Genomic DNA, 14,481 nt, shown 5'->3' with positions numbered 1-14,481 from the left:
CCCGGTGTGGCGGCCGGCACCGGCCGCCACCTTGTTCCGGTCGCTTGTGACCCGGCCCGGCTGGCGATCGCGCGGCAGCTCGCGGTGGGCGAAGCGAGGATGGTGGAGGTTCGAGCACCTGGCCTGTCTGTGCGAGCGCGGGCTGGTTGATGCCCGCCGGTGGGCCAGACGTCGGTGTCCTCTCTCGCCCGGCCCGCGCTATTGACTGCGGCGGAGGCCAGGCCAGCAGCAACCGAGCGCACGGGGCGTCTCCTCAGGCGGTTCTTGACGGACTCGCACCGTCTCATGACTTCGCCTTCGCTGCCTCCTTTTGCCGGAATGCGTTTCGTGTGATCCGAGCGGCCAGGTAACCGCTCATGAGGGCAGCCGTCGCAAGAGCGGCCCCGGACCAACCGAGCGGCTCGGTCTCCAGGACCGACCGCAGCGGCGGAACGTACAACGCTGCCACCGCCAGCAGGGCGGACGCGAGCACAGCCAGGGGGAGGAAGAGGTTCTGCCGGGTCAACAGGCGCGTCCGCAGGCCCAGGACAACGCCGAGCTGCGCGCCGAGCAGCGACAGGAACAAGACACTCTGCCACGGAAGGTCCCAGGCGCGTGCGACAACACCTGCGGCGAGACAGACCGCAGTGACGACCGCGGCCAGCACGAGGAGACGCTGCCAGGCTCCGGCGCCGAGGATGTGCTGGCCGGACGGCCTCGGTGGCCTGCGCATGGCGTCCGGGGCCGCTGGCTCGGCGCCCATGGCCACACCCGTCAGACCGTGGGTCAGCAGATTGATCCACAGGATCTGACCGGCCCTGAGCGGCAGCGGAAGCCCGAAAAAGGGGCCGGCCAGCATGACGAGGATCTCCGCGGTACCGCCGGCCAGGCCGTAGACCAGGAAGCGCCGGATGTTGTCGTAGACGCGTCGGCCTTCTTCCACGGCCGCGACCACGGTCGACAGGTTGTCGTCGGTCAGGACGAGGTCGGCCGCCTGTCGTGCGACCTCCGTTCCCCGCTTGCCCATCGCCACGCCGATGTCGGCTCGGCGCAGAGCCGGGCCGTCATTGACTCCGTCGCCAGTCATCGCCGTGACCGCCCCTCGGGCACGCCAAGCATCGACGATGTCCAGTTTCTGCTGTGGGTCCGTTCGGGCGAACACCCGCGCCATGGTGAGGTCGGCAATGCGCCCCGATACCAGATCGGGGCCGCTGATCACTTTCTCGTCATCGCTCTCCGCGCCGACGAGTCCCACCCGGGCGGCCACGGCACGGGCGGTAGCCGGGTGGTCGCCCGTGATGAGGACTGGCGTGATCCCCGCTGCGCGGCAGGCAGCGAGTGTGGTGGCCGCCGCGGATTTCGGGGGATCGCTGATGGCGACTAGGCCCAGCAGTCGCAGGCCCGTCTCAACCATGGCCACGCTGCTCGGTTCGTTCCGACATTCGGTGGACGCGACTGCGAGGACCCTGAAGCCACGGGAAGCAAGGATCGCCGCCTGCTGTCGCGCGCCCATCAGTACGTCCTTTCGGTCGGCGAGCACTGTCGCGTCGAGCACCACTTCCGGCGCCCCTTTCAAGCACACCAGCAGATCGCCCGAAGCCATTCGGTGCACCGTGGTCATGCGCTTGCGCAGGCTGTCGAACGGCGCTTCCCACGTCCTGGGGTACAGCCTGCTGATCCCCGCCTGATCCGCACAGCCCACTTTGGCCGCAGCTGCCAGGAGCGCGGCTTCCATGGGGTCGCCGATCGCAGTCCACCGGTCCTCATCGGCGGCGCAGCCCTGAGGTGGCCGCAGAGTGGCGTCGTTGCACAACGACGCCACGGTCAGCAACTCCCTGACAGGGCCGAGCTCGGCGGGTGTCGGCTGCCTGCCGTCGACCTGGACGTCGCCCTGTGGTTCGTATCCCACTCCGAAGATGTCCGCTGCGACCGACGGGGTCCATACGTGCTGGACGACCATGCGACCTTCAGTGAGGGTGCCCGTCTTGTCTGTGGCCAGAACAGTCACGGAGCCGAGCGTCTCCACGGCGGGGAGCCTGCGTACGAGTGCGTGCCGGGCCGCCATGCGACGGGCGCCCAGTGCCAGCGCGAGGGTCACGACGGCCGGCAAGGACTCCGGGACCGCCGCGACGGCCAGGCTGATCGCCGTCACGGCCATGGTCCCGGCCGGCAAGCCGCGTGCGAGTCCGAGAGCGAACACCACCAGGCACAGTCCCAGGGTGGTGGCGGCCAGGATGCGGCCCAGGGAGGCCAGACGATGCTGCAGTGGTGTCGGCTCGCGCGTGCCGTCAAGCAGTGCGGCGATACGGCCGAGCGTGCTGGCGGCGCCGGTGGCCGTGACCGTCGCGACGCCCCGTCCGCGCAGCACGACAGTCCCTGCGCCCAGCAGCGACCCGGCGTCCTTGTGCACGGGAACCGATTCCCCGGTGAGCATGGACTCGTCGATGAGAAGGGCGGATGCTTCGATGAGCCCGGCGTCGGCAGCAACGATGTCGCCCTCGCCGAGCAGCAATACATCGCCGGGCACCACAACAGCTGCGGCAACCTCCCGCGCGGTGCCGTCACGCAGCACGCGGGCGCTCGGTGCCGACAAGGCCGACAGGGCCGCCACGGCGTGGTCGGCACGGATCTCCTGCGCGACTCCCACCGTTGTGTTGAAGACGATCACCAGACCGATGACCACCGCATCCGGGTGGTCACCGATCACGATCGTCAGCACTGCCGCACCCAGCAACACCATGATCAGAGGATCGCGAAGCTGCGCAAGAACGCGCCTGTGCAAAGGCGCGCTGCGCGCCTCCGCCACCTCGTTGCGGCCGTGCTCGGTCAGACGCCGCTCGGCCTCCGGCCCAGCCAACCCGCAGAGCTCCTGTCCGGGCTCCCCCTCCCCGGCCGGGGTGGTCGTCACCGCGGAGTTCACACAAGGGGAACTGTGATGACCGGGCAGTGTGCGCGGTGCAGCAGTCCGTGGACGATGGAGCCGAGCCGCATGCCCGTGTAGCCGCCCCGGCCACGGCGGCCCACGACGACGGCCAGAGCGTGTTCGGACGCCCCGGCCAGCTCCTCCACCGGATGTCCGGTCGGCACCTCGTGCGTCAGGTGCACGTCCGGGTACTTCGACGACCATCCCGCCGTGGTCTCACAGAGCATGCGCCGCTGAGCCTGCACGGCAACCTCCTCATCCTGGAACATGACTACGGGTGGCTGCCAGACCGAGACGGCACGGAGCGCGGCTCCGCGGAGGTCGGCCTCCTCGAACGCCAGCGTCAGAGCCGCCTTCGAGGACTCGCTGCCGTCGATTCCCACGACCAGATAAGTGGGTTCCTGAGTGATGTGCTCCGCGTCGCCCACGACCACCACGGGACAGCGCGCCTGGGCCGTGACGGGGACGACGAGGGAGCCCGCGCTGAAGTACTCCGCCGTACGGCTCAGATGCCGGGACCCGAGAACGACCATCCGTGCCCGCGCGGACAGCCCGCCCATCACGGCAGCCGGGAAACCGTCGAGCAGATCGGTGTTCGGCTGCAGTTGCGGGTGGCGCGCCCGTACCCAGTCGCCTCCCTCCTGAAGAGCGTCCGCCCCGGCTTGGAGCATGGCCTTTCTGCCTGGGCGGTCATCGCCGCGATGCCGGTCGTGCGATGGGGGTACGGCCACGACGAGCCGGAGTTCCAGCCCGCGTCGATGCGCCTCGTCGGCCGCCCAGGCCAATGCCAGGTGCCAGTTCCTGGCCGGGTCGATACCGATGACGAGTTCACGGCGTTCGTCGGTGCCCATCACGACTCACTCCCATGCCCGGAACCGTGCCGCGGAATGAGCTGCACGGGGCAGTGCGCGTGGTGCAGCAGGCTGTGCGTCGCCCGCCCGAGAGTGGGGCCGATGAAACCGGGCGATCGCCGTCCGCCCATCACCAGCAGATCCGCGTGGCGCGATGCCTCCACCAGGACCCCGGCGACGGTCAGGCTCTTCTCGGCATCCGCCTGCACGTCCAGGTCCGGGAATTCGCCGCGGATCCGGTCCTTCACAGTCATCAGGTGATGGACGTGTTCTCCGGCGATCGCTTCGACGTCGTCGAGCATGGTCACGGCGAGTCCGGCGGATTCGAGAACGTTCCACACGTGCAGCAGCCGCAGCGAGGCCCCGCAGATCTCGGCTTCGCGCGCTGCGTACCGGGCGCATTCGGTGTCGTGCTCGTCACGGACCGCGGCGAGCACCACTCCGGTCTCGGTCCCGTTGTCAGTGCCCCTGACCACGATGACGGGTGTCGTGGCGCCTGCGGCGAGCTTCAGGCCGACGGATCCGAGCATGAGGTCCTTGAACCCGCCGAGACCGCGGTTGCCCACTACGACAGTGCCGCGCAGGCCGGCGGTCCGGTGCAGGCTGGGGACGGGTGCACTGCGGCTGAACTCCGTGGTGACGTGCAGACCGGAATACTGTTCTTCGACGGCAGCGGCGGTTTCCCGCAGCAGTTCGTGGCCCTCGCTGCGAACGCGTTCGATGCTCTCCGCCGAGAGGCAGAGAACCCGGCCGTCCGTGTCTGCCGCGTAGACGATGCGCAGCGGGCTGTCACGGCGAGTGGCCTCAGCCGCTGCCCACAACGCCGCCCGGCGTGCCGGCTCGGAGCCGTCAACACCGACGATGACGGAGCCCAGTTCCGGGCTGCCGGTGGTTCCTTTCATGGTTCCTCCTCACCGAGGGCCACCGAAGCTCTCAGGCTGGCACCACAGGCCCCTGCGGAGAGAGGGCCGCTCAGGACCGCCCGGGGGCCCAATGGACTCTGTCGAGAGAATCCTGCCGTGCACGGGTGCCCGGACGCCCGATCCGGGTCCGACCGGTCCCGGCCACGACCCATTCGGCCCTCCTCCTCTCCGTACAGCCCGGCGGATCGTGGTCCCTGAACAACCTGCGGGCGCTGCGTCCGTGCGGGTCCCTGCGAGATGGCAGGAGGCGCCTCCATGAAGCGCATCAAGGTGGGAGACCTGATGACCGACGAGGTCGTCTCGGTCGTCCCGGTCACCTCCTTCAAGGAGGTCGCGAAGCTGCTCGCCCAGCACAACATCAGCGGACTGCCCGTGCTCGACGACGAGGACCGGGTCGTCGGCATCGTCTCCGAGAGCGACCTGCTGAGCCGCCAGGCGGCGAGGCACCTCGTGAAGGGCGACGTCCCTGACGCCGCCACCGGGACCGCATTCTCGTCCGGAGCGGAATTCACCGCTGCCGAGGTCATGTCGACACCGGCGGTGACCGTCCACGCGCACGAGACCGCACCGGACGCCGCCCGGCTGATGATGCGCAGTGGCGTGGAGCGGCTCCCGGTCGTGGACGACGAGGACAGACTCGTCGGCATCGTCACGCGCCGGGACCTGCTGCGCCTCTTTCTGCGCCCTGACGCGGAGATACGACGACGCCTCGTCGAAGACGTGCTCGTGGACACCATGGGGATCAACGCCGACGTGGTCACCGTCCATGCAGTGGATGGCGTTGTCACCCTGGAAGGCCGGCTGGAGAGCCAGAACCAGATCGCGATACTCACCTGCCTAGCCGAACAGCTCGACGGGGTGGTCGCGGTCGTGAGCCATGTGTCCGCACCCATGGATGGCCCCGTACCCGCCTCCTCGCAGTGGACCGCGCACGGACTGTCCGCAGAACCGTGAGGACGCGCTGCTGACATCGCCGCTCATAGCAATGCGCCGCAGTATCTCCTTCAGGATTCCAGGGCGAGGACAAGGACCCGGCCATGGACCATCGCATCATCCGCAAGCAGCCCAGGCCCGGCGCCGCCTTCGAACTCCAGGACTATGAGCGGACCCGCGCCGAATTCACCTGGGATGAGGCTCGGTCGCGGCTGGCCGGATTGCCCGGTGGCGGGCTGAACATGGGATACGAAGCCGTGGACCGCCAAGTGGCCGCAGGCCTTGGCGATCGGGAGGCGTTGCGCTGCGTCGCAGCAGACGACACGGTCACCCATATCAGTTATGGCGAGCTCGCCTGCCTCACAGGGCGCTTCGCCAACGCACTCACGGCCATGGGGGTCGCTCGGCAGGAGATGGTGTTCACGCTCCTGGGCCGTTGCCCCGAGCTCTACGCGACGGTGCTGGGCACGCTGCGCAGCGCCCGCGTGCTGTGCCCGTTGTTCTCCGCGTTCGGCCCGGAGCCCGTATGCCAGCGGCTGGAGTTGGGCGACGCCCGGGTTCTTGTCACCACGCAAGAGCTGTACCGGCGCAAGGTGGAGGAGACCAGGCACCGCCTGCCGCGCTTGGAGCACGTGCTGCTCGTCGGCCCCGTCAGAAATCCGCCGCCGGGAACGGTTTCGTTCGCCGAGGTCATGAAGCAGGCGTCGCCGGACTACACCGTTCCTCCCACCGATCCGGTGGATATGGCGCTGATCCATTTCACCAGCGGCACAACCGGGACTCCCAAGGGCGCGGTCCACGTGCACGAGGCCGTCGTCGCCCATCATGCGACGGCGGCCTTCGCACTCGACCTCCGCCCGGGCGACGTCTACTGGTGTACGGCGGATCCTGGATGGGTGACCGGTACCTCGTACGGGATCATCGCTCCGCTCACACACGGGGTGACCCTAGTGGTGGACGAGGGCGACTTCGACGTACACCGCTGGTACCGCATCCTGGACAACCAAAGTGTCACCGCCTGGTACACGGCGCCAACCGCGATCCGCATGCTGATGCGCGCCACCCCCCGGAACGGAACGAGAAAGCTCCCGGGGCCGTACGACTTGTCGGCCCTCCGCTTCATCGCCAGCGTGGGCGAGCCGCTGAACCCCGAAGCCGTCCTTTGGGGGCAGGACGTCCTCGGCCTGCCGATCCATGACAACTGGTGGCAGACGGAGACGGGCGCCATCATGATCGCCAACTTTGCGTCCAGCGACATCCGCCCGGGCTCCATGGGACGCCCCCTGCCCGGAGTCGACGCCGGCCTTCTCGAACGTGGCGAGGACGGCCGCGCCGAGGTCACCGACGGACACGTGCGCGTGATCGGCGAACCGGGCGTCGAGGGAGAACTGGCACTGCGTCCGGGCTGGCCGTCCATGTTCCGGGGCTATCTGCACGAAGAAGCCCGCTACGCGGCATGCTTCGCAGACGGCTGGTACCTCACGGGCGATCTCGCGAAGCGGGACCAGGACGGTTGGTTCTGGTTCGTGGGCCGCGCTGATGACGTCATCAAGTCGGCAGGGCACCTGATCGGTCCGTTCGAGGTGGAGAGTGCGCTCATGGAGCACCCCGCCGTCGCGGAAGCGGGCGTCATCGGCCGTCCGGATCCTGTCGTGGGAGCGGTCGTCAAGGCATACGTGTCGCTGCGGCCGGGCCACGCACCCGACACGCACCTGAAGCGAGAACTTCTGGCGTTCGCACGGCGGCGGCTGGGGCCCGCCGTGGCTCCCAGGGAAATCGAGTTCGAGCAGAACCTCCCCAGGACCCGCAGCGGCAAAGTCATGCGTCGGGTGCTGCGTGCCCGCGAAATGGGGCTGCCCGAAGGAGACCTGTCCACGGTCGAGAACCCGGGATGACGCACTCGCGAGAGAAGGCACGACGATGAGCAGCACCACCGCACGGACCTACGGACGAGCCCGTCCAGCAGCGCGCAAAAAGGCCGCGCGCAAGGAGGCGTCCACCACCACTGCCCACAACACGACCGCATCCGATCACCGTCTTTCCCTCCTCCGGCAGATGCTCGTCATTCGCCGATTCGAAGAACGGTGCGTCGAGCTCTACAGCAGCGCGAAGATTCGCGGATTCGTCCACCTCTACATCGGTGAGGAGGCCGTCGCCGTTGGCGTGAACGAGGCTTTGCGCCAGGAGGACGCCGTGGTGTCCACCTACCGCGAGCATGGGCATGCTCTGGCCCGTGGTGTGCCCGCCGGCGCGGTGATGGCTGAGATGTACGGCAAGGTCACCGGTTGCAGCCGCGGACACGGCGGTTCGATGCACCTGTTCGATGCAGACCGCCGTTTCTACGGTGGCAACGCGATCGTGGCCGGTGGGCTGCCTTTGGCGGCCGGGCTTGCACTTGCCGACCGGATGCGCGGCAGCACTCGTGTCACCTGCTGCTTCTTCGGTGACGGCGCCTTCGCGGAAGGCGAGTTCCACGAGACGGCCAACCTCGCGGCACTATGGCGGCTGCCCTTGCTGCTGGTCTGTGAGAACAACCTGTACGCCATGGGAACGAGCCTGGCCCGTGAACACGCGCAAACCAACCTCGCGATGCGCGCTTCGTCCTACGGCATGCCCGCCTGGACCGTCGACGGCATGGACGTGCTCGCCATCGAAGCCGCCGCCCTCCAGGCCGCGGAATCCATACGGGCGGGCAACGGACCGCACTTCCTCGAAGCCCAGACCTACCGGTTCCGCGCCCACTCCATGTACGACCCGGACCGCTACCGGACCAAGTCCGAAATCGAACAGTGGAAAGGACGCGACCCGCTCCAAGGACTGGCCGACCGCATGCGTTCCGAAGGACAGCTCGGGGACCGGACGATGGAACAGCTGGAGCAGGACGTGCTCGATGTGATCGAGCGCGCCGTTCAGTCGGCGGAGGACGCGCCGGCGGAGCCCGTCGCGGACCTGCTCCGCTACGTGACGAGTGAGCCGGGGAGCACCCTATGAACACGCGCCGGGCATCCGCAAAGGCTCCCCCACCGACCACCTACCGGGAAGCACTCCGCGAGGCACTGCGCGAAGCACTGCAGGACGAGCGGGTTTTCCTCATGGGAGAGGACGTAGGCAGATACGGCGGATGCTTCGGCGTCAGCCTGGGACTCCTGGAGGAGTTCGGCCCCGACCGGATCAGGGACACTCCCCTGTCGGAGTCCGCGTTCGTCGGCGCGGGCATCGGTGCCGCGCTCGGCGGGATGCGGCCGGTGGTCGAGATCATGACCGTCAACTTCAGCCTCCTCGCGCTGGATCAGATCCTCAACAACGCGGCCACCCTGCTGCACATGTCCGGCGGGCAGCTGAGCGTACCTGTGGTGATCCGCATGACAACCGGAGCGGGACGGCAACTCGGCGCCCAGCACTCCCACAGTCTGGAAGGCTGGTACGCCCACATCCCCGGGATTCGCGTGCTCGCACCGGCGACCCTGGACGACGCGCGGCACATGCTGGCGGCCGCCCTCGCAGACCCGGACCCGGTATTGATCTTCGAGCACGGCAGCCTGTACAACTCCGCGGGCGTCCTGGATCCCACCATCGAGGCCGTCGACCTCGACAGTGCAACAGTTCGCAGGCCCGGCAAGGATGTCTCCGTCATCACGTACGGCGGTTCACTGCCGAAGTCCATGGCCGCCGCGGACATCCTCTCAGGGGACGGCATCAGTGCGGAGGTCCTCGACTTGCGTGCCCTGCGCCCCCTCGACGATGCCACCATCATGGAATCCGTGGGCCGCACGCACCGGGCTGTGGTTGTGGACGAGGCATGGCGCAGCGGCAGTCTCGCCGCGGAGGTTTCGGCCCGCATTATCGAACAGGCATTCTACGAGCTCGACGCTCCGGTGCAGCGCGTATGCAGCGCGGAAGTACCCATTCCCTATGCCCGGCAACTCGAAGAGGCAGCGCTGCCCCAACCCGCGTCGATCGTGGACGCGGTGCGTCTGGCGGTGAGCTGACATGACCGAATTCACCATGCCTTCCCTGGGCGCGGACATGGACGAAGGCACTCTGGTCGAATGGCTGGTCAGCCCCGGCGACACCGTGACGAAGGGGGATGTTGTGGCGGTCGTGGAAACGGCCAAATCAACCATCGAGGTCGAGTGTTTCGACTCAGGCACCATCAGTGCTCTCCTGGTCGCCCCGGGCACCAAGGTGCCGGTCGGCACCCCCATGGCAGTCATCGGCCTCACCGCCGAGCCCACTGCCCACACCCTTACGCAACAGCCGACCGAGCCGTCTCCCGGCTTCTCCCCGGCCTCCGTTCGGGCAGTCACCCCAGCCGGCGACACCATGTCGACCCCTTTGGTGAGGCACTTGGCGCAGAAGAAGGACATAGACCTGTCCACCGTGCACGGTTCGGGCAAGGGGGGCCAGATCACCCGCGCGGATGTCGAGAAGGCGGCATCCCAGCTGCGACACCGCGTGCCGGCATCGCCGCTCGCCCGCCGTCTGGCACGTTCGTTGGACGTCGACCTGGACAAGGTTCGCGGGACCGGGCGGAACGGCACAGTCAAAGCCGAAGACGTGCGTGCCGCGGCGGGGGAGCATGCGCACCGTGCACACGAACCCCGCCCACCAGCGCCAGAACCGCCGCCTACGCCCACGTCGGCCGCACCCCCGGTTGGCCCATCAGTAGGGTCCAGGCCCGATACTCTCACCACGGGGGTACCGACCACGCGTTCGGCGATCTCTGCGCTGATGACACGCGCCAACCGCGACATCCCCCACTACTACCTGTCCACGACGATCGATCTCGCGGCCGCCACGGCGTGGATGCTCAACCGGAACGCGAACGGACCCGTGGGGGAACGGCTCGTGCCTGCGGCTTTGCTGCTGAAGTCCGTCGCACTGACCGCACGGCAGGTGCCGGAGCTGAACGGCTACTGGAAGGAAGGTGCCTTCGTCCCTGCCGGTGGTGTTCGGCTCGGCATCGCCGTGTCCTTGCGCGGTGGTGGCCTTGCGGCACCGGCACTGGCGAACGCCGACACCATGTCCCTGCCGGAGCTGATGAAGGCCCTCAGGGACCTGGTCTCACGGGCCCGCGGCGGGCGTCTGCGTGCCTCGGAAACGGCCGACCCAACGCTTACGGTGACGAACCTCGGCGACCAGGGTGTGGAGACTGTGTTCGGGGTGATCTACCCACCGCAGGTCGCGCTCGTCGGACTGGGGTGTGTCGTCGAGCGCCCTGTGGCCGTGGACGGGATGCTCGCTGTGCACCCGACCGTGACAGCCACGCTCTCCGCCGATCACCGTGCAAGTGACGGTGCGACCGGCGCGCGCTTCCTGACAGCACTTGACCGACTGCTCCAACGACCGGAGGAACTGTGAACCGCGATGAGGCTTTCGAGTTGATCAAGCAAGTCCTGACAGACGTGGTACCCGGCGCCGATCTCGACGCGCTCTCACCCGACGAGAACTTCCGGGACGGTCTGGAGATGGATTCGCTGGACTTCCTGAACTTCATCGAGGCGCTGAGCGGGCGCACGGGCCTTCCCTTTCCTGAGACGGACTATCCCTCGCTGAACACACTCAACGCGTGCGCGGACTATGTCGCCTCGCGCACTCCCACCCCCTAGATGGGGCTGGTCGGCCCCGCAAGGGGCCACATGGCCCCTGCTCCGCTTCTGCCTCGCAGGCCAGGCTGAGAAACAGATCGCAGACCTGCGACGCGCGGGAGGTTCCGCCATGAAGCACCTCGTGACCGTCGGCCTCGACGGCTCCTCCGAGAGCCGGGCGGCCGCGGACCGGGGCGCCCAGGAGGCGTCCTTGCGGGAGGTGCTGAGGCTCGTCCACGTCACCGACCGGCCCATCGGCCCTGCCATTCAGCGACTGGGTCGAGAGACGGCCAGTCGACGGGCCGGTGAGGCGCTCTGCGAGGCACTGAAGCATGTGCACCGCCGGCACCAGCATCTGGAGGTCGTCATCCAGCGGCTCTCCGGCAAGCCGGTCGCCGCGCCGGCTGCCGAAGCCAACGACGCCGACCTGCTCGTCCTCGGCTCCTGCGGCCTGGGCGGCTTGGTGGGTTTCCTCGCCGACGCGGTGGGCACGGCGCCCCTCGTAGCCACCGAAACCCCGGTAGCCCTCGTATGGGCGACGGATGAACCGGAGAACACCGGGCCCGGCAGGTACGGCGAAATGGTCGTAGACACCGATATCCACGGAGCGCCCGACGAGGTTCTCGCCCTTGTCTTCGGAAAGACCGCCCGTCGCGTTTGCGCCTTGCGGGCGGTCCACGGCTGGAACCCCACTCCCGCCCACAGGTTCTTCCCGTTCCTCGACTCCGACGGCGAACGGGTAGCAGGCCGGAGTTCCGCACAGATGCTGGACGAACTGCTGCTGCCCTTGCGCCGCAGATTCCCGTCGGTGAGCGTCGACCGGATGGCTCTCATGGGACCCGCTGGTCATCGACCGGTCCAGGCCGCAGCCGGCGCGGACCTCGTCGTCGGTCGGCACCTGCGCCGCTCTCCTCCGCCTGCCCGCTCCCGGCCGGTCGCCCATGCCGTCCTGCATCACACCGCCGCCCGCCCCGGTCGCCGTCGTCGCCCACGACTGACGCCCCTGCCCGAAAGGGAAATCGGACCATGATGCACCGCACTGTCGCCGAAGTCATGACCCGGGACGTGGCCACGGCCAGCCCCGAAGCGTCGCTCAAGACGGTCGCCTGGAGCCTCGCCTACAACGACGTTTCGGCCCTTCCCGTCGTGGACGCCCACCACCACCCCATCGGCATCGTCTCCGAGGCCGACCTGCTCCGCCGGCAGGCGGGCCTGCCTGAAGCAGAGGGCCGTGACCAATTGCGCGGGAGGGCGGCCGTGAACCACCGCACCATGGACGCCCGCACCGCCGGTGATCTCATGTCCACTCCCGTGCTGACGGCCCGACCCGCATGGAGCATCGTCGAGACAGCGCGCTTCCTGAACGAGCGGGGCGTCAAACGTCTTCCGGTCGTCGATGACACCGGCACGCTCGTGGGAATCGTCAGCCGCTCGGATCTGCTGCGCCCCATGCTCCGCCGCGACGACGCCATACACGAAGAAATCGTCGACGAGGTACTGGGCCGAACTCTCCGGATGACACCCGGGGGCGTGACAGTGACCGTTCAGGAAGGAGTCGTCACCCTGAGCGGCACGGTCGAGGAGCGTTCAACCATTCCGATCATCGAACTCCTGTGCCTCTCCGTCGACGGCGTCGTCAGTGTCGACCAGTCCCTCGAATACGCCGTGGACGATCTGCCGCCGGATCTCGATCCGGCGCGTGACGCCGGCAATCCCTGAGCGATCACGTCATGGGACGGAAGGAGCCAACCGCTTCTCGCGGTTCCTGATCGTGCGGTGCACGGCCATCAGCCGCTTCTCCGCATCCTCGCAATGGCTCCTTCCGCCAATTTCACGAAAGCACCGTTCGTACCGGGCCAACAGGGCCGAACAGTCCCCGGCGCACCCCGGGTGGTCCTACCGCCGGACGACAACGATGCCGAGGCTCGGAGATACAGGGCCCCTTGTTCTTGGAGGAACCATGAAACATCTGCGTGCCGTCGACGACGTGATGACGCACGCCGTCATCACGGTCAACCGCGGAGCGCCGTTCAAGGACATCGTGGAGACCATGCGGCAATGGCGGATCAGTGCTCTGCCCGTCGTGTCGGACGAGGGACGAGTCGTCGGCGTCGTCTCCGAAGCAGACCTTCTGCTCAAGGCGCAGGGCGGGGATGAGTCCCGCGCCGTCTCCGCCGGTCAGCTGATGACCGTACCCGCCGTGACGGTGCCCCGGAATGCGGGCATCGCGGGTGCCGCTCGGCTGATGGCCCGCGGCCACCTCAAGCGGCTGCCGGTCGTCGACGACGACGGACGCCTCGTGGGCGTGGTCAGCCGGGGTGATCTGCTGAAGATCTACCTCCGCCCGGACGAGGACATCGCCCAGGAGCTGCGCGAGCTGATCATGACTCAGCTCATCCCTGCGAGCTCGGCAACCGTGTACGTCCATGTGTCCGACGGCATCGTCCATCTGAACGGCACCATCCCCGACCCGTCACTCAGTGACGTGCTGGTGCGTGTCGCGCGCACGGTGCCGGGAGTCGTGAACGTGACAGCCCGGTTCGAGTCCGAAGTTTCCGCGTGAATGGAGAGCGACGATGAGGCATCGCAGCGTCTGTGACCTCATGACGCCCACGGCCGTCAGCGTCCAGCGCGGCACCACGTTCAAGGAGATCGCCCGACTCCTCGACGAGTTCGGCGTCACCGCCGTGCCTGTCGTGGACGAGAAAGGATGCCCCGTGGGCGTCGTTTCCGAAGCCGACCTGCTCCGCAGGCACGACTCCGGGAGCGGCGCGAACACCGCCGTCGATCTCATGAGCCACCCGGCGATCACTGCGACTCCCGGGTGGAACGCCATCCGTGCCGCCCGCGTCATGGAGAAGCACAAGGTCAAGAGGCTCCCCGTAGTCGACAGCGAAGGTCGGTTGATCGGGGTTCTGAGCCGCAGTGACCTCCTGCAGCTCTTCCTGCGCAGGGACCACGCGATCCAGGAGGAGATCCTCGAAGATGTTCTGACGCACACGCTCCGGCTCAGTCCCTCATCGCTGACTGTCGAGGTCGCCGACGGTCTCGTGACCCTCAGCGGCACCGTGATTCGCCACAGCCTCGTCCCCGTGGTGATGCGTCTGTGCCGGAGCGTCGACGGAGTCGTGGACGTGATCGATCGGCTCGACTACGAGCAGGACGACCTGCCTGTCGATGTACGAACAGGCACCCAGCGGTAGAAGAAGGCCGGAAGCGCCGACGCGTACGCGGATTCGTCACCGCCCCGGGAACGTCACCTCCAGATGTACGGAGGAAACGAA

At 68.0% G+C, this 14,481-nt stretch carries 13 protein-coding genes; 10 read left to right on the top strand and 3 right to left on the bottom strand.

Features of this window, described 5'->3' with window-relative positions:
- Nucleotides 1-283: 283 nt before the first annotated feature.
- Genes ACZ3IC_RS24220 through ACZ3IC_RS24210 form a run of 3 tightly spaced genes read right to left on the bottom strand, consistent with a single transcriptional unit; the run spans nt 284 to nt 4,655 of the window.
- Nucleotides 284-2,836, bottom strand: coding sequence for a cation-translocating P-type ATPase (locus ACZ3IC_RS24220; protein WP_467419095.1), 2,553 nt, complete (start codon nt 2,834-2,836; stop codon nt 284-286).
- 59 nt (nt 2,837-2,895) lie between these two features.
- A complete protein-coding gene (locus ACZ3IC_RS24215) occupies nt 2,896-3,753 on the bottom strand; it encodes a universal stress protein (protein ID WP_467419247.1) in 858 nt (285 codons plus the stop codon).
- Nucleotides 3,753-4,655 carry a universal stress protein gene (locus ACZ3IC_RS24210; protein WP_467419093.1) on the bottom strand — a complete coding sequence of 301 codons (903 nt, stop codon included), beginning with the start codon at nt 4,653-4,655 and terminating at the stop codon, nt 3,753-3,755. The genes ACZ3IC_RS24215 and ACZ3IC_RS24210 overlap by 1 nt, the downstream gene beginning before the upstream one ends.
- A gap of 276 nt (nt 4,656-4,931) precedes the next feature.
- Between ACZ3IC_RS24210 and ACZ3IC_RS24205 the strand changes: the two genes are divergently transcribed.
- The 10 genes from ACZ3IC_RS24205 (at nt 4,932) to ACZ3IC_RS24160 (ending at nt 14,400) form a co-directional block, all read left to right on the top strand.
- Nucleotides 4,932-5,630: a CBS domain-containing protein gene (locus ACZ3IC_RS24205; protein ID WP_467419090.1), complete on the top strand. Its 699-nt coding sequence runs from the start codon at nt 4,932-4,934 to the stop codon at nt 5,628-5,630.
- Nucleotides 5,631-5,713: 83 nt separating this feature from the next.
- Nucleotides 5,714-7,504: an acetate--CoA ligase gene (gene acsA / locus ACZ3IC_RS24200; protein WP_467419088.1), complete on the top strand. Its 1,791-nt coding sequence runs from the start codon at nt 5,714-5,716 to the stop codon at nt 7,502-7,504.
- A gap of 25 nt (nt 7,505-7,529) precedes the next feature.
- Nucleotides 7,530-8,600: a pyruvate dehydrogenase (acetyl-transferring) E1 component subunit alpha gene (gene pdhA, locus ACZ3IC_RS24195; protein WP_467419086.1), complete on the top strand. Its 1,071-nt coding sequence runs from the start codon at nt 7,530-7,532 to the stop codon at nt 8,598-8,600.
- Entirely contained in the window at nt 8,597-9,598 is a 1,002-nt protein-coding gene (locus ACZ3IC_RS24190; RefSeq protein WP_467419083.1) for an alpha-ketoacid dehydrogenase subunit beta, read from the top strand. Before pdhA ends, ACZ3IC_RS24190 begins: the two co-directional genes overlap by 4 nt.
- 1 nt (nt 9,599) lies before the next feature.
- Entirely contained in the window at nt 9,600-10,970 is a 1,371-nt protein-coding gene (locus ACZ3IC_RS24185; RefSeq protein ID WP_467419081.1) for a dihydrolipoamide acetyltransferase family protein, read from the top strand.
- Complete coding sequence (locus ACZ3IC_RS24180) at nt 10,967-11,218, top strand: acyl carrier protein (protein ID WP_467419079.1); 252 nt, start codon at nt 10,967-10,969, stop codon at nt 11,216-11,218. The genes ACZ3IC_RS24185 and ACZ3IC_RS24180 overlap by 4 nt, the downstream gene beginning before the upstream one ends.
- A gap of 109 nt (nt 11,219-11,327) precedes the next feature.
- Complete coding sequence (locus tag ACZ3IC_RS24175; protein ID WP_467419077.1) at nt 11,328-12,227, top strand: universal stress protein; 900 nt, start codon at nt 11,328-11,330, stop codon at nt 12,225-12,227.
- Nucleotides 12,224-12,916: a CBS domain-containing protein gene (locus ACZ3IC_RS24170; protein WP_467419074.1), complete on the top strand. Its 693-nt coding sequence runs from the start codon at nt 12,224-12,226 to the stop codon at nt 12,914-12,916. The genes ACZ3IC_RS24175 and ACZ3IC_RS24170 overlap by 4 nt, the downstream gene beginning before the upstream one ends.
- A gap of 241 nt (nt 12,917-13,157) precedes the next feature.
- A complete protein-coding gene (locus ACZ3IC_RS24165; RefSeq protein ID WP_467419072.1) occupies nt 13,158-13,760 on the top strand; it encodes a CBS domain-containing protein in 603 nt (200 codons plus the stop codon).
- Between the two features lie 13 nt (nt 13,761-13,773).
- Entirely contained in the window at nt 13,774-14,400 is a 627-nt protein-coding gene (locus tag ACZ3IC_RS24160; RefSeq protein ID WP_467419069.1) for a CBS domain-containing protein, read from the top strand.
- Nucleotides 14,401-14,481: the final 81 nt, after the last annotated feature.

The organism is Streptomyces sp. NPDC002958, from assembly GCF_055563255.1.
Note: the sequence above shows the minus strand (reverse complement) of the source record. Positions and strands in the feature narration are given on the sequence as shown.

Coding starts and splice junctions, on each gene's coding strand:
- ACZ3IC_RS24215 (WP_467419247.1), bottom strand. CDS start 3,753: ATGGGCACCGACGAACGCCGTGAACTCGTCATCGGTATCGACCCGGCC.
- ACZ3IC_RS24210 (WP_467419093.1), bottom strand. CDS start 4,655: ATGAAAGGAACCACCGGCAGCCCGGAACTGGGCTCCGTCATCGTCGGT.
- ACZ3IC_RS24205 (WP_467419090.1), top strand. CDS start 4,932: ATGAAGCGCATCAAGGTGGGAGACCTGATGACCGACGAGGTCGTCTCG.
- acsA (WP_467419088.1), top strand. CDS start 5,714: ATGGACCATCGCATCATCCGCAAGCAGCCCAGGCCCGGCGCCGCCTTC.
- pdhA (WP_467419086.1), top strand. CDS start 7,530: ATGAGCAGCACCACCGCACGGACCTACGGACGAGCCCGTCCAGCAGCG.
- ACZ3IC_RS24190 (WP_467419083.1), top strand. CDS start 8,597: ATGAACACGCGCCGGGCATCCGCAAAGGCTCCCCCACCGACCACCTAC.
- ACZ3IC_RS24185 (WP_467419081.1), top strand. CDS start 9,600: ATGACCGAATTCACCATGCCTTCCCTGGGCGCGGACATGGACGAAGGC.
- ACZ3IC_RS24175 (WP_467419077.1), top strand. CDS start 11,328: ATGAAGCACCTCGTGACCGTCGGCCTCGACGGCTCCTCCGAGAGCCGG.
- ACZ3IC_RS24170 (WP_467419074.1), top strand. CDS start 12,224: ATGATGCACCGCACTGTCGCCGAAGTCATGACCCGGGACGTGGCCACG.
- ACZ3IC_RS24165 (WP_467419072.1), top strand. CDS start 13,158: ATGAAACATCTGCGTGCCGTCGACGACGTGATGACGCACGCCGTCATC.
- ACZ3IC_RS24160 (WP_467419069.1), top strand. CDS start 13,774: ATGAGGCATCGCAGCGTCTGTGACCTCATGACGCCCACGGCCGTCAGC.